Annotated in this window: 20 protein-coding genes; 10 read left to right on the top strand and 10 right to left on the bottom strand. The window is 42.7% G+C overall.

Features of this window, described 5'->3' with window-relative positions:
- The first annotated feature begins 177 nt into the window (after positions 1 to 177).
- The 5 genes from BJP34_RS46700 (at position 178) to BJP34_RS49540 (ending at position 5,056) form a co-directional block, all read left to right on the top strand.
- The gene (locus tag BJP34_RS46700; RefSeq protein ID WP_070394969.1) at positions 178 to 1,230 is read left to right on the top strand and encodes an acylneuraminate cytidylyltransferase family protein; all 1,053 of its coding nucleotides are present in this window, start codon (positions 178 to 180) and stop codon (positions 1,228 to 1,230) included.
- A gap of 404 nt (positions 1,231 to 1,634) precedes the next feature.
- On the top strand, positions 1,635 to 3,548 hold the full coding sequence (locus BJP34_RS26750; protein ID WP_070394968.1) for a transketolase C-terminal domain-containing protein: 1,914 nt from the start codon (positions 1,635 to 1,637) through the stop codon (positions 3,546 to 3,548).
- 348 nt (positions 3,549 to 3,896) lie between these two features.
- Positions 3,897 to 4,580 carry an HAD hydrolase-like protein gene (locus tag BJP34_RS26745; protein ID WP_070394967.1) on the top strand — a complete coding sequence of 228 codons (684 nt, stop codon included), beginning with the start codon at positions 3,897 to 3,899 and terminating at the stop codon, positions 4,578 to 4,580.
- Between the two features lie 128 nt (positions 4,581 to 4,708).
- On the top strand, positions 4,709 to 4,843 hold the full coding sequence (locus tag BJP34_RS49545) for a hypothetical protein (protein ID WP_267876393.1): 135 nt from the start codon (positions 4,709 to 4,711) through the stop codon (positions 4,841 to 4,843).
- A gap of 84 nt (positions 4,844 to 4,927) precedes the next feature.
- Positions 4,928 to 5,056 (top strand): hypothetical protein, encoded by a 129-nt coding sequence (locus BJP34_RS49540; protein ID WP_267876392.1) that lies wholly within the window; start codon positions 4,928 to 4,930, stop codon positions 5,054 to 5,056.
- Here the strand turns inward: BJP34_RS49540 and BJP34_RS26740 are convergent.
- A complete protein-coding gene (locus tag BJP34_RS26740) occupies positions 5,042 to 7,255 on the bottom strand; it encodes an RNA degradosome polyphosphate kinase (protein ID WP_083305360.1) in 2,214 nt (737 codons plus the stop codon). The two genes, BJP34_RS49540 and BJP34_RS26740, sit on opposite strands and share 15 nt — an antisense overlap.
- Positions 7,256 to 7,337: 82 nt before the next feature.
- Positions 7,338 to 7,550 (bottom strand): hypothetical protein, encoded by a 213-nt coding sequence (locus BJP34_RS26735; RefSeq protein WP_008181887.1) that lies wholly within the window; start codon positions 7,548 to 7,550, stop codon positions 7,338 to 7,340.
- Positions 7,551 to 7,667: 117 nt separating this feature from the next.
- On the opposite strand from BJP34_RS26735, the gene BJP34_RS41020 reads away from it, so the two are divergent.
- The 3 genes from BJP34_RS41020 (at position 7,668) to sodX (ending at position 9,063) form a co-directional block, all read left to right on the top strand.
- Positions 7,668 to 7,916 (top strand): hypothetical protein, encoded by a 249-nt coding sequence (locus BJP34_RS41020; RefSeq protein ID WP_149031204.1) that lies wholly within the window; start codon positions 7,668 to 7,670, stop codon positions 7,914 to 7,916.
- Positions 7,917 to 8,055: 139 nt separating this feature from the next.
- The gene (gene sodN / locus BJP34_RS26730; RefSeq protein WP_070394966.1) at positions 8,056 to 8,526 is read left to right on the top strand and encodes a superoxide dismutase, Ni; all 471 of its coding nucleotides are present in this window, start codon (positions 8,056 to 8,058) and stop codon (positions 8,524 to 8,526) included.
- 189 nt (positions 8,527 to 8,715) lie between these two features.
- Entirely contained in the window at positions 8,716 to 9,063 is a 348-nt protein-coding gene (gene sodX / locus BJP34_RS26725; RefSeq protein WP_083305359.1) for a nickel-type superoxide dismutase maturation protease, read from the top strand.
- Between the two features lie 23 nt (positions 9,064 to 9,086).
- On the opposite strand, the gene BJP34_RS26720 is transcribed toward sodX, so the two are convergent.
- The 5 genes from BJP34_RS26720 to BJP34_RS37620 form a co-directional block, all read right to left on the bottom strand.
- The gene (locus BJP34_RS26720; RefSeq protein WP_070394964.1) at positions 9,087 to 9,707 is read right to left on the bottom strand and encodes a hypothetical protein; all 621 of its coding nucleotides are present in this window, start codon (positions 9,705 to 9,707) and stop codon (positions 9,087 to 9,089) included.
- A gap of 206 nt (positions 9,708 to 9,913) precedes the next feature.
- Positions 9,914 to 11,812, bottom strand: a complete 1,899-nt coding sequence (locus tag BJP34_RS26715; protein ID WP_070394963.1) for an ABC transporter ATP-binding protein — start codon at positions 11,810 to 11,812, stop codon at positions 9,914 to 9,916.
- The gene (locus BJP34_RS26710; RefSeq protein ID WP_070394962.1) at positions 11,812 to 12,792 is read right to left on the bottom strand and encodes an MvdD family ATP-grasp ribosomal peptide maturase; all 981 of its coding nucleotides are present in this window, start codon (positions 12,790 to 12,792) and stop codon (positions 11,812 to 11,814) included. The genes BJP34_RS26715 and BJP34_RS26710 overlap by 1 nt, the downstream gene beginning before the upstream one ends.
- Before the next feature lie 159 nt (positions 12,793 to 12,951).
- On the bottom strand, positions 12,952 to 13,929 hold the full coding sequence (locus tag BJP34_RS26705) for an MvdC family ATP-grasp ribosomal peptide maturase (protein ID WP_070394961.1): 978 nt from the start codon (positions 13,927 to 13,929) through the stop codon (positions 12,952 to 12,954).
- Between the two features lie 167 nt (positions 13,930 to 14,096).
- A complete protein-coding gene (locus tag BJP34_RS37620; protein ID WP_083305358.1) occupies positions 14,097 to 14,273 on the bottom strand; it encodes a microviridin/marinostatin family tricyclic proteinase inhibitor in 177 nt (58 codons plus the stop codon).
- 455 nt (positions 14,274 to 14,728) lie between these two features.
- Here BJP34_RS37620 and BJP34_RS26700 point away from each other — a divergent pair, with 455 nt between their 5' ends.
- Entirely contained in the window at positions 14,729 to 14,944 is a 216-nt protein-coding gene (locus BJP34_RS26700) for a hypothetical protein (RefSeq protein WP_070394960.1), read from the top strand.
- A 28-nt stretch (positions 14,945 to 14,972) separates the two neighbouring features.
- Here BJP34_RS26700 and BJP34_RS49535 read toward each other — a convergent pair whose 3' ends face one another.
- From BJP34_RS49535 to BJP34_RS26690, 3 genes are all read right to left on the bottom strand, one after another.
- Positions 14,973 to 15,101, bottom strand: coding sequence for a hypothetical protein (locus BJP34_RS49535; protein WP_267876391.1), 129 nt, complete (start codon positions 15,099 to 15,101; stop codon positions 14,973 to 14,975).
- 35 nt (positions 15,102 to 15,136) lie between these two features.
- On the bottom strand, positions 15,137 to 15,346 hold the full coding sequence (locus BJP34_RS26695; protein ID WP_070394959.1) for a hypothetical protein: 210 nt from the start codon (positions 15,344 to 15,346) through the stop codon (positions 15,137 to 15,139).
- Positions 15,347 to 15,742: 396 nt separating this feature from the next.
- On the bottom strand, positions 15,743 to 16,198 hold the full coding sequence (locus BJP34_RS26690) for a hypothetical protein (protein WP_070394958.1): 456 nt from the start codon (positions 16,196 to 16,198) through the stop codon (positions 15,743 to 15,745).
- Between the two features lie 798 nt (positions 16,199 to 16,996).
- Between BJP34_RS26690 and BJP34_RS26685 the strand changes: the two genes are divergently transcribed.
- Positions 16,997 to 18,280, top strand: coding sequence for an NAD(P)/FAD-dependent oxidoreductase (locus BJP34_RS26685; RefSeq protein WP_070394957.1), 1,284 nt, complete (start codon positions 16,997 to 16,999; stop codon positions 18,278 to 18,280).
- Positions 18,281 to 18,315 lie beyond the last annotated feature (35 nt).

Genomic DNA, 18,315 nt, shown 5'->3' with positions numbered 1-18,315 from the left:
CAATGCTGAGTTATTATAAAACCAACAATTACTCGTAAAATTGTAACGGGCAAGATGCCCGTTCTACTCCCGACTCCCGACTCCCGATTCCCGACTCCCGATTCCCTATTTCTGTAAACTATAAAGTGGTGAACAAAAATTTGCCAGCAAGATTATTGTCTAATATCAGGAAAATTGGTGGATTCTAAAACTCCGACAGTAGTTGCCTTGATTCCAGCCCGGGCTGGTTCTAAACGAGTACCTGGTAAAAATATTCGTCGTTTGAAAGGGCATCCGTTAATTGCTTATACTATTGCTGCTGCAACCCAAAGCCAAGTGTTCTCAGCAGTGATTGTTTCCACTGACTCAGAGGAGGTGGCGGAAATTGCTCGTTACTATAGCGCTGACGTACCATTTTTGCGTCCGCCAGAGTATGCTACTGACAAATCACCAGATATTGAGTGGATTGATTACACCCTGAGGCGTTTGAATGATCTTGGGCGAGAATTTGATTGCTTCAGCATCCTGCGACCAACCAGTCCTTGTCGCCAACCACAGACCATTCAACGAGCTTGGCAGGCCTTTTTGGCTCAAGCTAATCAAGTAGACTCCTTACGGGCAGTAGAGAAATGCCAGCAGCATCCTGGTAAAATGTGGGTACTCAAGGGCAACCTGATGAAACCGTTGCTTGAGCAGAACACTTTTGAATTAGGCAATTCTCAGGTTAACCATAACCTCCAACCCCCCAACCTCGAACCTTGGCCAAAAGGCCACGCTACGCGAACAACCCCCCAACCACCCAACCTTGGCCAAAAGGCCACGCTACGCGAACAACCACCCAACCTTGGCCAAAAGGCCACGCTACGCGAACAACCACCCAACCTTGGCCAAAAGGCCACGCTACGCGAACAACCTTCAACCACCCAACCTTGGCCAAAAGGCCACGCTACGCGAACAACCCCCCAACCTACCCTACGGGAAGGCCAAAGGCCAACAACCCCCCATACCCCCTGGCATAGTACTCCGTATCAGGCCTTGCCAGAGGTCTATGTGCAAAATGCTAGCTTAGAAATTGCTTGGTCAAAAGTGGTGCTGAAAGAGTATACAATTGCTGGAAAGGTTATTATGCCATTTATTACCCATGATCATGAGGGATTAGATATTAATGACTTGAAGGATTGGTGGTATCTGGAATATTTAATAGCACAGGGAGAAGCTCACTTACCTATGGTCTCCCAGAAACCAATTTAGTTTTTTAAATTTGGTAGGGAGTAGGGAGTAGGGAGTAGGGAGTAGGGAACAGGGTAAAAATACTGTGTACCTCATTACTATCAGAAACGCTATACTATTAGTTATAGTAGTTTAATTAGTAGTTTGAATTAATAAAAATAATAGCTAACTAATGATTATAATTATTTTGTATAAACTTTAAAAATTAACGTTAAAAATTGCGGATAATCAAATCAGCAAGTAACCAAGGTAAAGATTAAGCTGTCATGTTATCCATTGAAAATTAATAGTATACAGCGTTTTTAATAACTATCAGGTACACAGGATTTTTTGCCTGTTACCTGCTCCCTATTCCCTGCTCCCTACTCCCTACTCCCTGCTCCCTAAAACCCAAAACCTGACCAATAACCAATAACCAATAACCAATGACAAATCTATCTCTAGTCCCGTTTCGGGAGTTTGAACGCCTCAAGGATTTAGACATTACTCCCGAAACTCATACTGAGCTTTTTGCTACCTACTGTCGAATCAATACCTTATATATGATCAAACAGGCGGGTTCAGGGCATATTGGTAGTAGTTTTAGTAGTTTAGATATTGTTTGTTGGCTGTTTTTAAATGAATTACGGGTTAGGAAAACTAACTCTAATCAACCACGGGATATTTATTTTTCCTCTAAGGGTCACGATGTACCGGGTTTTTACTCGGTTTTGATTGGCCATGGTTTGCTGGAGTTTGAGCGTATCCATAGCTTGAGGCGGTTAGATGGACTTCCTGGCCATCCAGATATTTCAATTCCGTTCTTGGAAACGAATACTGGTTCCTTGGGAATGGGGGTTTCTAAGGCTAAGGGGATGATTAGCGCAAATCGGCTGATGGGTCGAGAGGGAAATGTTTATATCTTAACTGGGGATGGGGAGTTGCAGGAGGGTCAGTTTTGGGAGTCTCTCCAACCAGCAGCAAATCTGGGACTCCATGAGATGACTGTGATTGTGGATCATAATAAAATTCAGTCCGATACTTGGGTGTCCCAAGTGAGTGACTTGGGGGACTTGGAACGGAAGTTTGCGGCCTATGGTTGGTATGTTGACCGCTGTGATGGCAATGATGTCAAGGCTTTAGGGAATGCGATCGCAAAATTGAAAGCAGTCACAAAAGGGCCCAAAATCCTGATTGCTGACACCATTAAGGGAAAAGGAATCTCCTTTATGGAACACACGGCCATCAAACCAGAAGACAACTTATATCGCTTCCATAGTGGCGCACCGGATGATGAAGCCTACACGACCGGAGTCGCAGAACTAATTGCTGCTGCCAATACCCAATTGGAACAAGTTGGAGCATCCCCCTTAGCATTGGAGATGCTATCCTATGCCAAACCTGCTGTAGCTGATGGGGCGCAACGACTGGTTAGTGCCTATTCCAAAGCTTTGGTTACCCAAGCAGAACGGAATCAAGACCTGGTAGTACTCGATGCCGATTTAATGCTCGATTGTGGGTTGATTCCCTTTAAAGACAAGTTCCCGAAACGGTTCTTTGAGTGTGGCATTGCCGAACAAGATATGGTATCCCAGGCCGGGGGGATGGCACTGAAAGGGTTACTGCCGATCGTGCATTCCTTTGCTTGTTTCCTATCCACCAGACCCAATGAGCAAATCTATAATAATGCTACCGAACGGACTAAGATTATTTATGTTGGCTCCCTAGCTGGGTTGCTACCCGGTGGTCCTGGTCATTCTCACCAATCGGTAAGGGATATTTCTGCCCTAGGAGCGATACCGAATATGGTGATGATTGAACCAGCTAATGAAGCAGAAGTATCCCTTGCCCTAGACTACTGTTTGCATCGAACTATCAGTAGTTCCTATATCAGGCTAGTCTCGATCCCCTGTCAGATTCCCTATCAATTGCCAGAGGATTATCAGTTGGAGTTGGGTCAGGGGATTGCCTTAACTGAGGGGCAAGACGCTATTTTATTTGGTTACGGTCCCGTGCTGCTACCACAAGCCTATCAAGCTGCCCAGTTATTGGCTCAGAATCACGGTATCACCCTAAAAGTAGTGAATTTGCCTTGGCTAAATTTTGTAGATTTAGACTGGTTGGAGCAAATCCTTCAGGGTTACTCCTGGGTGTTTACCCTAGATAACCATTATGTAATAGGAGGACAGGGAGATCGGATTGTAAGTGGTTTGGCAGAATTAGGATTGTCTGGGCAAATACAGGTAAGGCAATTTGGAGTATTTGATATTCCTAAATGCGGTCAAAATCAGGAAGTGCTTCGTGCTCATGGGCTAGATGCTGAAAGTTTAGCATTTGATATTAATAAAAGTATCATGTAGCATTTTTAGTTAAGTTGTGAATATACTCCCTCAAGCAAAGGCAAGAGGCAAGAGGCAAGAGGCAAGGTAAGCATTCAACCGTGAGCTTTTAGCTCACGCGTGCGCGTTCAGCTTACTTAAAATAAACCTTGAACGGGAGAATTTAATAGTTCCAGATTAATCAGAATGGAAAGTATGAGGAAAAGCACATCTAAGCATATGCGCGTAGCGAATATGCTGAAAACTGATAGCTGATAGCTGATAGCTGATAGCTGATAGCTGATAGCTGATAGCTTACATAAATGTTATAATAATTAACGGTAATTAAATAACAACTATTGCCTCAAGTTCTAGTACCATAGAAGTGTAATGACTACCGTTTTATTTTGGGACATCGACAGCACTTTATTAACCACAAAACGAGCCGGGATATTTGCCCTAGAAGAGGCGGCTAGTGAGGTAATTGGTAAAACTGTTTCACTGACAAATATAGAAACTGCAGGCATGACAGACCCAATAATTGCGGCTAATATTCTCAAGCAGTACGGTTTGTCCCCAGAACCTAAATTGGTGGATCAACTGCTGAAATACTACGTTAACTACTTGCCTCAAAGTTTGCCCCGCCGAGAAGGATATGTCCTGGAGGGGGTAATCGAAATTCTAGATGCTTTGCATGATCGAACTGATGTGGTTTCCATGTTGCTCACAGGAAATATCGAAGCAGGAGCATTTGCAAAATTAAGCTATTATGGCTTGGCTGATTACTTTAGCGATGGTGGATTTTCCGATAAAACTGAAACTAGAGTTGATATTGCCCAACAAGCTTTAGCGATCGCATCGGAAAAGTATGGTGTGATCCCATCTCAAAAGACATACGTCATTGGCGATACTCCCCATGACATTCACTGTGGCAAAGCCATTGGTGCTCGTGTGATTGCGGTTGCCTCTGGTAAATATGACCAGAAGTCCCTAGAGGAACATCAGCCCTGGTGGACTATACCATCCTTGCCATCATCAACAGTGTTTATGGAAAAAATTGGCTTGAAGAATTAAGAATTAAGAATTAATTATTCATTCTTCATTCTTTACCAATCCGTGTAGGAATTGCGAGAATTTTTGTTCCTTTTTCCCTACTCCCGTCTTGATGCAGTCGCTCATGGGGGAAACCACGGCAGTCGCTCATGGTTAGAAGTTACCGTAAGACAGTTGAGCCTTGTCAGCCATGCAAAGCGCGAGTGGGGGAAACCACGGCAGTCGCTCATGGGGGGAACCCCCAAGACCGCGCTGCCTCCCCAAGACCGCGCAAATCACGCTAATCAATAAGTTTTACCCCTTTTCTGCATAGCCTACCAACCATAAAGGCTCAACGTAATCAGGTTTCGTCTCCGGGGGAACCCCCTTTGGCGGCGCTGCCTCCCCAAGACCGCGCTGCATCGCTACTCCCTACTCCCTACTCCCAGATCCGCTGTTCCCAGATCCGCTGTTCCCTGTTCCCTTTGGTATTAATTCTCCCACTATCCCATCCCTGACGATTGCAACGCCATCTCCATCAAAATCTGATGAGCCGATTCTTCTTTAACCCCTTGAGCGGGCTGTCGTTGAATATAGGTGCCATCAGGCTGTAAATCCCAAGCTTGACGGTTATCTGCTAACATAATTGCCAGGATTTCTTCCAAATCTTTGGTAATCTCTGGGTCTTCCACTGGTGTCACTGCTTCTACCCGTCGATCCAAATTACGACGCATCCAGTCCGCACTGCCAATATAGACTTCCTCTTGACCCTGATTTTGGAAGTAAAAAATCCGTGAGTGTTCTAAAAAACGACCCACGACACTCACCACACGGATATTTTCACTGACTCCTTTAAGACCAGGACGCAGACCACAAATGCCCCGCACAATCAAGTCAATTTTTACACCAGCTTGTGAGGCGTTGTAGAGGGCGGCAATAATCTTGGGGTCTAGTAGGGAATTCATTTTGGCAACAATACGACCTGTTGCCCCGTTGCGGCAATGTTCAATCTCCCGCTGAATCATTTCGATCATGCGATCGCGTAAACTAAATGGTGCGACCAACAACTTTCGATAAGACTTTTGCCGTGAGTAACCGGTCAAAGAATTAAACAAATCCGTCAAATCTGCTCCTAAATCATCACGGCAACTCAATAGTCCTAAATCAGTATAGAGTTTGGAAGTCTTAGGATTATAATTCCCTGTTCCAATGTGAACATACCGACGAATTTTATCTCCCTCCCGACGCACCACCAGCACAATTTTAGTGTGAGTTTTTAAACCCACCAAACCATAGACTACATGGACTCCAGCCTGTTCTAACTTCCTTGCCCAGACGATATTATTTTCTTCATCAAAACGAGCCTTTAGTTCTATGAGTACCGACACTTGGTCACCATTTTCTGCTGCTCTAATCAAGGCATCGATAATGGGTGAGTCACCAGATGTGCGATATAAGGTCATTTTGATGGCTAAGACATCTGGATCTTGAGCGGCCTGGGTAATAAAGCGCTCTACCGTTGCGCCAAAGGAATGATAAGGATGGTGTACCAGCAAATCCCTACTGCGAATCACGCTGAAGATATCTTCCACATTCTCTTCCCCGATAGGAAAGCGCAGGCGTCGGGGCACCACTGGTTCCCACACAGGGTCTTTCAATTCTGGCCGTGGCAATGCCATCAAGGACATCAAGTCACCCAGTGCCAACAGACCTTCAAATTCATAGACATCGGTTTCTTCAAGTTCCAGGTCTCGCATCAGCGTGTGCTTTACTAACTTGGAGGTGGTCACAGGAATTTCCATGCGCACGGCAGAACGTCCAAACCGTCGTTTCCGTAGTTCCTCTTCAATCGCTATCAGCAGGTCATCTGCTTCGTACTCCTCTACTGTCAAATCAGCATTGCGGGTAATTCGGAAGGGATGACACTCCTGAATCTTCATCCCTGGAAACAGAGACTCCACATTATGGGCAATAATTTGTTCGAGAGGAACACCAGTCCAAGTAGTAGTTTGTCCCTTCTCTTGTTGCTGCAATGTTTCCGGGAGGGGTACAAAGCGCTTTAAGACTCGAGGAACTTTCACCCGAGCAAACAATTCTGCTCCCGTTTCCGGGTCTTTGACCACTACCGCCAGATTCAGACTGAGATTGGATATGTAAGGAAAGGGATGGCTGGGGTCAACAGCGAGGGGGGTCAGAACTGGAAAAATTTGCTCGGAATAATATTTTGCCAGGTAATTCCGCTGTTCCTGGTTCAAGTCCACGTAGTCGAGAATGTAAATCCCTGCTTTAGCTAGCAGGGGTCGCAGTTCCTGCTCACAGTGTTGATGCTGTTGAGTTACCATCGGTAACAGCCGCACTCTGATGGCATCGAGTTGTTCACTGGGTGTGCGACCATCGGCTGTCCGTTTACTAACTTGTGCTTCCACCTGTTGTTTTAAACCAGCCACCCGCACCATAAAGAATTCATCAAGGTTCGAGCTAAAGATGGCCATGAACTTCAGACGCTCTAACAGAGGTGTTCGGGGGTCCGTTGCTTCATGTAATACTCGGTTATTGAACTCCAACCAGCTCAGTTCTCGATTGAAGTAATAGTCAGGGTCACTCAGATTAAGCTCAATTGTGTTCTGTTCTGTGGTCTGTTTAAATTCAGACGTATTCTTTTTGAGCTCAACTGTGGTCTGTTCAAATTCAGACTTATTCTTTTTAGCTTTACCCATGATCCTCAGAGTTAACCCACTTGATCAGGCTGTTTTGTCGCAACGAGAGAATAGTCTTCCAGATTGTAGCGTTAAACGAACCTCAAGGATTAAACACTTCGTCTTCTCTACCGACCCACCACTGACCTAAATTCATCAAATCCTGGTGAATATCTTCTAGTTCTCTGATATAAGCTTCCGATGATAGGGTGGCGCGCCGCTCCTGAAGCTTCTTCAGGCGCAGTTGCACAAGTAACCAGGGTTTGGAGATGCCGTCAGTAGCTTCTATATATTGCGCTAACTCTTTACTATTCATGAATTTAACTTGAAATTTGTCTAATTTTTTAATTAAGGTAACACAAAATGTTAATAACTGTAAAATTATTTTTATTTAGGATAGTTATATGGTACAATGTAATACTTTTAAAACTCAGTGAAGTCAGTGCGATGCTCCTTTAGAGCCGCTACGCGATTGGCCGTAGGCCACGCTACGCGAACGCAAAACTCTATAAGATCTCCCCATCTCCCCATCTCCCCATCTCCCCATCTCCCCACACCTCCCACACCTCCTACACCTCCCTCTGTTTCCCGACTCCCGATTCCCGACTCCCGATTCCCGACTCCCTATCTTCAAATCGACTATCGCTTTAGAACACAACTTGGTATAACTTACTATGGGTAGGGGGGGGATGGAATAGATTGGGCTAACTACGTTAGTTAACTAATGTCACAAACCCTAAATAGCCATTGGCTATCCTGGGGCTATTCCTCCCTTACCGATATTTAGCACGTGCTCTGACCACAAGCGAACTCTAAAAAATATGTTGAAAAAAGTTATTGCCCAGCTCAAAGACTGGTTCCCTGCTCCAGAAGTCCATGCCCACTGCGATGGACCTTGCGGTGTTTATGACCCAGCTGCTGCACGTATCACCGCTGAGGCAGTACTCTCCATGACCAAGAAGATCCTTGATCTTCAGCCAGCGAGTAATGATCCAGCGGCAGTAGTTGCTTACCAAAATACCCTATCCCGGTTCATTGCTATTAAGGAAGAGCAGGCTCAGAAGACCAAAGAGGAAATACTGATCCTGTGGACAGACTATTTCAAGCCAGTACACTTGGAGCAGTTCCCAGACCTACACGATACCTTCTGGAAAGCTGCAAAGTTATGCTCTGCCTGCAAGGTGGAAGTTAGCCTTGAGCACGCCAATGAGCTACTCGATGCAGTAGAGAATATCCACAAGATGTTCTGGGCAACCAAGAATCGCGATATTGTCTGGTATAAGGCTAGCTAAACCTCAGAATGGTGAATTAAGAATGGTGAATTAAGAATGTAGAATTATGAAGGCAGAAGCCAGAAGGCAGAAGCCAGAAGGCAGAATGTAGAATGTAGAATGTAGAATGTAGAATGTAGAATTGTTAGTTCTTAGTTCTTAATTCTTAATTCTTAATTCTTAATTCTTAATTCTACATTCTTAATTCAAATGCTTTTTACCAAAAACAGTATTCCTGAGCTAGCACTGTGGATATTGCGAAAACGGTTACGCTTCAGAGTTACAGGAGTATCCATGACTCCCCTGCTCAAACCAGGAGAGGAAATCTTAATTGATCCGAGAGCTTATCGGCAGATTCCGCCCAAGGTTGGTGATATTGTTGTTGCTAGACACCCTTACCAAAATCAGTTGCGATTGGTGAAACGGGTAACTTTGGTGCTGGAAGATGGACGTTGTTTCCTTAAAGGAGACAACCGATTAGAAAGTACCGATAGCCGCTCTTTTGGTTTAGTGGATTCTCAGCACATTATTGGTAAAGTAACCAGTCGTTTTTTTTAATCGTTTTATTTAACATCCCAAAGTTATCCCTTGGAATGTCTTTTTGGTTTTACCCACGCAACTCGCCCAAGAATTAGTAAGCCAATCGCTGAAGCAGAACCGACGAACAGATGAAGCGCCTGCTCTCCGGTAACAATCAGGGCAATACCAAAACCAACGGCAATCAGATTTGCGAATAATGGGAATAGAAAAACTCGCCAGTCCCTCATAACTACGTACCAGTTATAGACAAAAATTATCGAAGGCACTAATTGCACTAACTGCATTAATCCTTTGCCCTCTTGAACACCATAAAGTAGGGGGACAGCAACCATGCTGGCAACCAATATCAAATCCAGAAAGCGGGATTTTTTTAGCCCCAGGGCAATCAAGCACATGCCAGCAGTAATGAAGGTATAGAATAGCCGATTGAGATCAGAAAATTGGCTGACATAAATCCAGTCATCCCCGATATGTTCAGCAATTTCGTAGGAGTTAGCGATCGCAAAACAAGCGTAGCCACAGTAGATCAGTGGTAGCGATCGCACCTTGACAACAGAAGTATAGAATTGACTCCAATAAGAAAAAATCCAGATGTTAACCGCAGCAACCAGATAAACCAATAAATGGGCGGCAATTATTGCCAATTTCAATAGCGTGGGCATTGATTACAGTAGTGTGATATCGTCTCTAGGAGCATCACTATCATAGTAATAATTCAGCTATAAGCAGTCAGCTATCAGCAGTCAGCAGTCAGCTAATGGGCTATGCCCACGCTACTGGAGGTGTTTATGGGAAGAAAGTCCTAGCGCTTGTGTTGTCTTTCACAGAGCTACCGTACACCCGGTCACCTTTTTTGCAGTTTTCCTACTTAATTTCCTGACTTCACAAATTGCAGTTCATAGAGATAAGCATACCTTCCCCCTTGAGCAATTAATTCCGTATGGGTTCCAGTTTCCACAATCTCACCTTTTTCCAGGACCACAATTAAATCAACATCAGCAATAGTGGAGAGTCGATGAGCAATCACTAAGCTAGTGCGTCCTTTAAAAAGCTGTTTAATAGACTCTTGAATCAGTTGTTCTGATTCAGAATCTAGAGCCGACGTTGCTTCATCTAAAATAACAATTTGGGGATTTTTGAGCAAAACTCGGGCGATCGCAATCCGTTGTCGCTGCCCTCCTGAGAGTTTCACACCCTGCTCACCAATAATGGATTGATAACCATCAGGGAAATCCATAATAAAATCATGGGCATTGGCAGCTTTTGCTGCTGCTTCAATTTCGATATCTGTGGCATCTAGCTTACCGTAAGCTATATTCTCTCTTACTGTGCCGTAGAGCAGTAAGGTTTCTTGGGGCACGATGCCAATATGCGATCGCAAGGAACTTAAACTAATATCTTGTAGATCATGTCCATCAAGTAATACTCGTCCCTTTTGGGGATCGTAAAACCGAGCGGCTATTTTAGCAACAGTGCTTTTTCCCGAACCGGAAGAACCTACTAACGCCACTGACATCCCCGGTTGAATGTCTAAATTGAAGTTTCTGATCACTGACTGATTGTTGTGATAAGCAAACTCCATCTCTTCAAATTTGAGATTGCCCTGTATCGAGGTCAAGTTAATCGCATTTTCCTTCTCTTTCACCTCTACTTTGGTATCTAAAATCTGAAAAATTCTTTTGGCTGATACTCCTGAACTTTGGATAATATTGACTAATCCATTAAACCGATTAATCGGTTTATTTAAAAGAGTGACATAGGTTAACAGGGCTGCTAATTCCCCAATAGTCAGATGGCTAACCATCACTCCCCAAGCACCGAAAACTAATGTAAGTAAATTTCCCAGTTCATTAAGGGTATTAATAATCGGTACGAATATAGACCAAAATCGAGTCGCCTTAAGATTTTCTTCCCGATAGTTACGACTAAATTCAGTAAATCGGTCAATTTCATACTGCTCGTTACCAAAAGACTTGATAATTTTGATATTCGAGATAGTATCTTGTAAGTGGTTACTAATTAAATCAGCTTGATCATTAACCGATTGATAGATTTTTTGTAGTCTTTTCTGAGAAAATTGTAAAATATAAATGATGAAAGGCCAGGTAAGGGCAATCATGATTGCCAGCAGCCAGTTACTGACAAGTATATAGATAAAAACGACAATAAACGCAAAACTATCGATTAATATAGCAATTAAATTAGCAGACAGTAATTGCCCGACTATATCCACATCCCTTGCCAACCGTGACATTAATTCGCCCGTGCGTTGGCCTTCAAAAAAACTAATGGATAGACCTTGAATATGTTGATATAAATCTAGGCGAATGCTCTCAATGGTTTTTTGTCCGAATACTTTGATTGCATAGAGTTGAAAAAATAGCAAAGCACCGGCTGCTAAAGTCATAGATAGGATAATTACTCCTACCCAAGGCAGCATATTAAATTGTTTTTCGGGAATCACTACATCTATAACATAGCGATTAACCTGGGGAATAAAGAAGTTGATAAATGAAGCACAGATAGTTAATGCGATCGCGAATAGAAATGGTGCTTTATGCTGCCAACCATAGTCAAATAGACGCCGGTATAAATGCGTCTCTAGTTCTTCCGGTACTTTTTCTATTTCATTATCTGTCTTATTATCTGTATCTGTATCTTGAACATTATCTAGCTTTTCTTCAGATTTTTCTAGATTATTATCTAATTCTTCTTGTAACTTTTCTGCTTCATCATTAGTAACTTGAGGGATTTGATCAGCTTTCATTATGACCCATGGGTGAGGAGAATTTCAGCAATAGCTTGAGAAATGGGGAAGTGGGGGGAAAACGTCTCCAACCAGAAAAATTCCCCAACGGGGTTAACTTCCAGGAATACATACCGACCATCAGGGGTAAGAATAATATCAATGGCTCCATAGTTTAAACCAAAATAAGCCATCAGTTTAAGCAACTTTTTCTCAATATCTTCGGGTAAATCATAGGCTTTCCAAGACTTAACTAACGCTCGGCCTTCCTTGCGCCAGTCGAAAGTAGAGCCTTCTAAGCTCTGGGAATCCACGGCAGCAGTAAATATACGGTGTCCCACGATCGTGGTTCGTAATTCTAGAGCCTTGGGCACTTTTTCCTGAAACGTCATCGGACAGAAACGCAGTCCTTCCACATGCTCTAAATCCTCCGCTGTGACTGGGTTCGTGAAAACAACCTGTTCTTGCCCTTGCTCTCCATAGATAGCAAAGGAAGATAGCATTTTGGTAACGATACCCTGGTCTTGACATTCAGAAGCAAATTGCTTCACTGCCTCTGGATTGTTAGTACTCAGGGTACGGGGCGTAATCAAGCCCACCTCTCGTGCCACTTGGAGCTGTAGTTGCTTATTGTTAGCGACATCAACATTAGACATTTTGTCGAAGTGGAATGCCTTGATGCTGGCAATCATACCCCTAACCGTGACGCGACATTCCTGAATTGCAGCGTTTCGATACTGCTGATCCATGGTGTCGGGAATTTTTTTCCCATAGCGCATCCGTCGATACCAAACCGAGGACACTTCACTCAAATCTAGCTTCTGTTCCCCATCCGTAATAATTACTCCCTGAGAATTGCCCTCGTAAATATCTAGCTGCACTTCGGTGGGATATCTATCGGTATCAAAACGAAATGCTTTTCCTCCTTGAGCTTCAATGGCTTTGATAACTAGAGGAATACTCTCGTTGTCTTGGCTAAATGTAATGATTAATACTGTCATGTCTAGGGATCTGTTCGATGTTCGGTGTTAATGCTTTTTAAGGCAAAAGGCAAAAGGCAAAAGGCAAAAGTAAAGAGGGTTTTAATGGAATCATATTCCCCCCTTATTAAGGGGGGTTAGGGGGGATCCCTAGTCAAAAAGGACTGTACCTCATAGCTTTTAGGAAATCAGAGCTTCTGCGATCGCATTAGAAATGGGGAGTTCCAAATCTCGCTCCAGCATCCCCCATTCCCCTCCGGGGTTAACTTCTAAAAACACATAGTCTCCTGAGGGTGTCACGATAAAATCTAAAGCTCCATACAGTAAGCCAAAGTTATCCATCAAGGCTTTTATTCGAGCCACGATTTCATCAGGAAGCTCGTGGTGTTGCCATACTCCTACGTCAGTATTAGGGCGACGCCAATCAACTGTGGATTTTTCATAAATAGACGAATCTAGCGCTCCTACAAATACCTTCCCCTGAACAAATATCACTCGCAGTTCCAACTGCTTAGGAATTTGCTCTTGAAACACCATCGGACAATAGCGCAGGGATTCAGCATCCAGCAAATCGTCTTCTTTAACAATACTGGTATAAAGGAAAAAAGGAGTATATTCCATACTGTAGGATAAAGCCTTTAACAGCTTTGTTACCATTTTCCCCTTAACTTGTTGGAAAAACTCCCTTACAGCTTCTGGATCATTGGTGATTAAAGTCTTAGGAATCACAAGACCTACCTCAGAGGCTACCCGCAATTGCCGCTGCTTATTGTTGGCAGCTCCGGCTTTTGCTAAATCATCAATCCATCGCACTCCTCTGAGACTATCCCAAAGTCCTGATAATGTTGCTGATGATTCCCGGATACAACTTTCTTGGAACTGGGGATCAAGATTTTCACCTAGGTTAGGTTGCCAAATACGGCGCATCCAAACTGCTTTTACGTCCTCGCTACTGATCACTTCAGTGCCATATTTTAGCCTATAGCTGCTCTGGGATTGATCAAACTGTGCCCTGAGTTGCACCTCTAAGGGAAACTTATCTGTGTCGAAGCGAAATGGTCGCGCCCCTTTTTTTGACAAGGCTTCTGCTACTCGATCTATTGTGAAAAAGTCACCACTGTGCGTAAGTAATAAAATTAAGTCACCGGACGAAGACATAAAACTTTTTCTTTTCCATTGGGAAAGCGCAATCGTTAGATTTTTATGATTTTAATTAGATTAAGTAAGTGGTCGTGATTTTTTTTTACTAAACACGACCACTACCGATAGATTATTCAGTCCTTTGTTGAGGGTGCTACCTCTTCAAAATAACCTCTTAATCTTTATTAACCATCTTCCCAATCGGAAGGATACTTCCTAGTTTCAGGACCGTCTTCCCAATCAGAAGGATACTTCCGGGTTTCCGGACCAGCAGCTTCAGATTGGTCAGCAGCCGCTTGTTGCTCTTCTAGGAAGTGAGCGAAGAATGGCTTGACTTGAGTATTGGATTCTTGATTTTGCATATCGAATCATCCTTTACGGTTAACAGTTTAGTGGTTGTCAATTTATTTAATCAACACGTCCACCATAATTAGATTACCAGACTTTTTTTTTCTCAGCACTTATTGTTTACAATTGTTGACTTTTTTTCTGCATAAAGAGTCTTTACCAAGTAAACTAACTATTTGTCAATACCTTATTCATTAATAATTTATAAACCTTGAATCTCTTGCTGTGATTAGCATTATAAAGGATCCGGTTATTTACGGCATATATAAAACTATTTGTCAAGATAGTTTTAATTAAAAGTTACTAAACCTTGAATCTCTTGCTGTGATTAGCATTATAAAGGATCCGGTTATTTACCGCATATATAAAACTATTTGTCAAGATAGTTTTAATTAAAAGTTACTAAAGCTTGACTCTCTTGCTGTGATTGACTAGGCGGGGTTTTATAACGGAATAATATCTAATTTAAATGCACAACAACTTAATAATTATAATTAAGTATAGGCAAGGGAGTAGGGGTGGGTGCATCTCATTAAAGCTGTTTGACTCGGTGGTGCGTTACGGGGTGGGCTATTTCAATGGTGGCGAAGAGGTAGAAAATCAGGGCGAGCCCACCCCTAACGCACCCTACGCAAAATTTACTACGCGAACGGATTTTTATTCCCTGCTGGGAAACCAAGTATGATTCCAAAAAAAACTATTGCACTGACACACTACTTGCAATCCGGGTGCATCTCCTCAAAAGCTGTTTGACCCGGTGGATGGAATTGCCATCTTGGTGGAACGGGCATCTTGGTGGAACGGGCATCTTGGTGGAACGGGCATCTTGGTGGAACGGGCATCTTGCCCGTTTCCTGCCGCAACCTCCAACTATTCTCTATTCCCGCTCATCCCTAGATTCTTCACCGATAGAATCATTGCCAACATCAAATACAATCACAAATTCACCATCCGGCATCAACCGTTTCAGAGCCTTTAAGTGCCCTTCTGCATCCGACCGATTGCGGAATCGAGCAACAACGACCCGTTGCATCTGCGGCAATAGCCGAACAACAGCCCACGGATGTAGGCGGTGGTAGTAAGTCATAATGAATCTTGTCTCTTTTGATGAGGGATCTAGAGCCAGCCTTGGGACCTTGGAGAATCTGTCGGCTGGCTCTTACCATGGAACGTTTTAGCGTTCATGGCATGGTTTTATTATAGCATATAAAACCTTTAATTATAGCATATTTTAAAAACTTTTGTTACAAATGTTTGGCGTTGCTAAATTTTTGAATATTAAGCAACACCAAAATAGGAACAGGCAAGATGCCTATTCCACAAAGCTTTTCAATTCATTCCATTATTAAGCAACGCCAGCTACGGCGGTTTGCATAACTATCAAGTACACAGGATTTTCTCTTTCTTCCCTGCTCCCTGCTCCCTGCTCCCTGCTCCCTAAAACCTAGATATTTGTACCTGACTGAATTGCAAACCGCTATAACTAACACCAACTATAGGATGAAACACTCTGCTTGATCAAGTTCCACTCTCGAATTAGGTGGGTTTCACTTGGTTTAATCTTACGACCTTTTAACTCAGGGTGACGAGCATAGAACACTGCATTGATTAATGCTGTAATTGTTTCCTGGTTATCATTTACGAAATAACTATAGTTTAGATCATCAGCATGGTTTTCATGCTGAGCATAACTATCACAGCTAGGTAATTTTCTCCAGATAATCCTGTCTTTCAAAGTTTCTTTAATAGCTAACCACTCTTGGTTGTACTGTGTTTGGTCAGACTTAAGACTATTGTTTGACATTTCTGGATTAACCTGCCAAAAATAAAAGTCAGTAAAATCCTTGACTACAAACTCGGGCACAGAGGCAAGTGCTTGAGTTTGTAAAACAACTGATGCGGCAAGAATGGATAAGCCTAGAGATTTAAATTTGAGCATTGTCCGAAACCGTTACACTCCTTTCTTTAGTTTTCCCTATCAATAGGAAAATGAGTTAGCGATAGCCAAGGGACTTATTTCAACCAATATAGAACTGAACTATAAGTTTTACTTCCGTGATTTCCATGAAAATAGTGGTTGATTTTCAAAAAAATACTAATTAAATATTTATTATTTTTATTGTGTTTTTTTTGTCATCTAGCCTAAGTCTGAAACAAATGGAATCCTTACTTAAACTAGTTTGACACAAGTCATAGGATTCCCAAAAAAAACTAGGAAACTTCAAATCATAAAATAGTGCAATGCTCCAAAGGAGCCGTTACGCGATTGGCCGTAGGCCACGCTACGCGAACGCATTTTTAGTCCCTGCTGTTTTTAATCACATAAAAACTATTGCACTGACACACTACTTGTCATCTGGCCTAGGTATGAAACAGATCTAAGCCTGACTTACAATAGTTTTAACTAACTCAATAGCAGAATCTGAACTTGTTGCCAGAAACCTGAGGGGGTGACATGAGCACTAAAAAGCATATAGCATTTCTAGGACTCATGAGGTACACATTATTTTTTACCTCTTCCCTCTTCCCTTCCCCTCCTGGGAGGGGTTAGGGGTGGGTTCCTCTTACCTGCTCCCTGCTCCGAAGTCCCTAAAAACTTAGGTGCGCTTGACCCGTAATTAAATTCGCCACGGGTCGCACCTCAGAAATTTGTAGCTCACAAGTCGTAGAATTGCTATAGGTATGCTATAAAGATCTCAAATAAAACCTTTAGTCACAACCATGTTATATCAAAAACATGTTATATCAAAAACCTAAAATAGTAATCATCGGGGCTGGTTTTGCCGGATTGAGAGCGGTCAAAAATTTTGCCAGAGTCAATGCAGAGGTTTTATTGATAGACCGCAACAACTATCATACGTTTGTACCTTTACTCTATCAAGTAGCTACTGGTTTTATTCCCCCAGAAACGGTAGCCTATCCATTGCGAAAATTCTTGCGACACGCTCCTAATACCAGTTTTTTAAAAGCAGAAGTTTTAGAAATAGACTTTAGGGCTAAAATTGTTAAAACTGATAAAAAAAATATTAATTATGACTATTTGGTAATAGCTACGGGGAGTCAAACTAAGTTTCTCGGTGTAGATGGCGCACCTAAATACACCTATCCCTTGCAAACTCTTGATGATGCAGTAGCCCTAAGGGATCGCATTTTGAGTAATTGTGAACAAGCTATTAGTTGTACTGACGAGGAAACACGAAAACAACTACTTACTTTTACAATTGTCGGTGGCGGTGCGACAGGGGTAGAGTTGGCAGGAGCTTTAATTGAGTTAATTACAGATACCTTAGCTAAAGACTATCGGGAACTTGATTTAAAACAAGTAAAAGTAATCTTAATTCATTCAGGAAATAGATTGCTTGCTGATTTTCCCTATCATTTAGGATACTACACTGAGCAAGCCCTATGCCGTCGGGGAGTTCAAATTTATTTGAACACTTGTGTTACTTCGGTCATGCCTGGAGCGATTGAATTAGAAGAGGGTTCGATAATTGAAACAGGCACTATTATTTGGGCTGTAGGAGTAAAAGCTAATCTTCCTGTAGACTCTGAAAAGTTAGCTACAGCTAGGAAAGATCAAGTTTGTGTGCGCTCCACTTTGCAATTATTAGAACATCCAGAAGTCTATGCTGTGGGAGATGTTGCCTATGTTAAGCAAGACGGCAAACCACTTTTAGGGATTGCACCTGAAGCTTTACAGCAAGGAACGGCAGTCGCTAATAATCTCAAACGACAGCTTAGAGGATTATCTCTCAAACCTTTTAATTATTTCAACAAGGGAACAGCAGCAATTATTGCTCGCAATGCAGGAGTTGTTTATCTGTTTGGCAGAATTTCCTTAAAAGGCTACTTAGCTTGGCTGTTATGGTTAGGAATCCATTTATATTATCTTCCCGGTTTATCAAATCGTTTAACTGTTTTGGGTAGTTGGATTAGAGATTATCTCACAGGAGAACGGAACGTACGCCAAATTTTCTCTGTGTCTAGCTCTACCAAAATCACTTTTTCCGAGATACGATAACCAGGGTAAAGGCATCTTGTTCGTTAAATTAGCCC

This window comes from Moorena producens PAL-8-15-08-1, from assembly GCF_001767235.1.
Taxonomy (GTDB): domain Bacteria; phylum Cyanobacteriota; class Cyanobacteriia; order Cyanobacteriales; family Coleofasciculaceae; genus Moorena; species Moorena producens_A.
Note: the sequence above shows the minus strand (reverse complement) of the source record. Positions and strands in the feature narration are given on the sequence as shown.

Excerpts from the sequence above, each read along its gene's own strand:
- BJP34_RS26750 (WP_070394968.1), top strand. The coding sequence starts at position 1,635 with ATGACAAATCTATCTCTAGTCCCGTTTCGGGAGTTTGAACGCCTCAAG.
- BJP34_RS26745 (WP_070394967.1), top strand. The coding sequence starts at position 3,897 with ATGACTACCGTTTTATTTTGGGACATCGACAGCACTTTATTAACCACA.
- BJP34_RS49545 (WP_267876393.1), top strand. The coding sequence starts at position 4,709 with ATGGTTAGAAGTTACCGTAAGACAGTTGAGCCTTGTCAGCCATGCAAA.
- BJP34_RS26740 (WP_083305360.1), bottom strand. The coding sequence starts at position 7,255 with ATGGGTAAAGCTAAAAAGAATAAGTCTGAATTTGAACAGACCACAGTT.
- BJP34_RS26735 (WP_008181887.1), bottom strand. The coding sequence starts at position 7,550 with ATGAATAGTAAAGAGTTAGCGCAATATATAGAAGCTACTGACGGCATC.
- sodN (WP_070394966.1), top strand. The coding sequence starts at position 8,056 with ATGTTGAAAAAAGTTATTGCCCAGCTCAAAGACTGGTTCCCTGCTCCA.
- sodX (WP_083305359.1), top strand. The coding sequence starts at position 8,716 with ATGCTTTTTACCAAAAACAGTATTCCTGAGCTAGCACTGTGGATATTG.
- BJP34_RS26720 (WP_070394964.1), bottom strand. The coding sequence starts at position 9,707 with ATGCCCACGCTATTGAAATTGGCAATAATTGCCGCCCATTTATTGGTT.
- BJP34_RS26715 (WP_070394963.1), bottom strand. The coding sequence starts at position 11,812 with ATGAAAGCTGATCAAATCCCTCAAGTTACTAATGATGAAGCAGAAAAG.
- BJP34_RS26710 (WP_070394962.1), bottom strand. The coding sequence starts at position 12,792 with ATGACAGTATTAATCATTACATTTAGCCAAGACAACGAGAGTATTCCT.
- BJP34_RS26705 (WP_070394961.1), bottom strand. The coding sequence starts at position 13,929 with ATGTCTTCGTCCGGTGACTTAATTTTATTACTTACGCACAGTGGTGAC.
- BJP34_RS37620 (WP_083305358.1), bottom strand. The coding sequence starts at position 14,273 with ATGCAAAATCAAGAATCCAATACTCAAGTCAAGCCATTCTTCGCTCAC.
- BJP34_RS26700 (WP_070394960.1), top strand. The coding sequence starts at position 14,729 with ATGCACAACAACTTAATAATTATAATTAAGTATAGGCAAGGGAGTAGG.
- BJP34_RS49535 (WP_267876391.1), bottom strand. The coding sequence starts at position 15,101 with ATGCCCGTTCCACCAAGATGCCCGTTCCACCAAGATGCCCGTTCCACC.
- BJP34_RS26695 (WP_070394959.1), bottom strand. The coding sequence starts at position 15,346 with ATGACTTACTACCACCGCCTACATCCGTGGGCTGTTGTTCGGCTATTG.
- BJP34_RS26690 (WP_070394958.1), bottom strand. The coding sequence starts at position 16,198 with ATGCTCAAATTTAAATCTCTAGGCTTATCCATTCTTGCCGCATCAGTT.
- BJP34_RS26685 (WP_070394957.1), top strand. The coding sequence starts at position 16,997 with ATGTTATATCAAAAACCTAAAATAGTAATCATCGGGGCTGGTTTTGCC.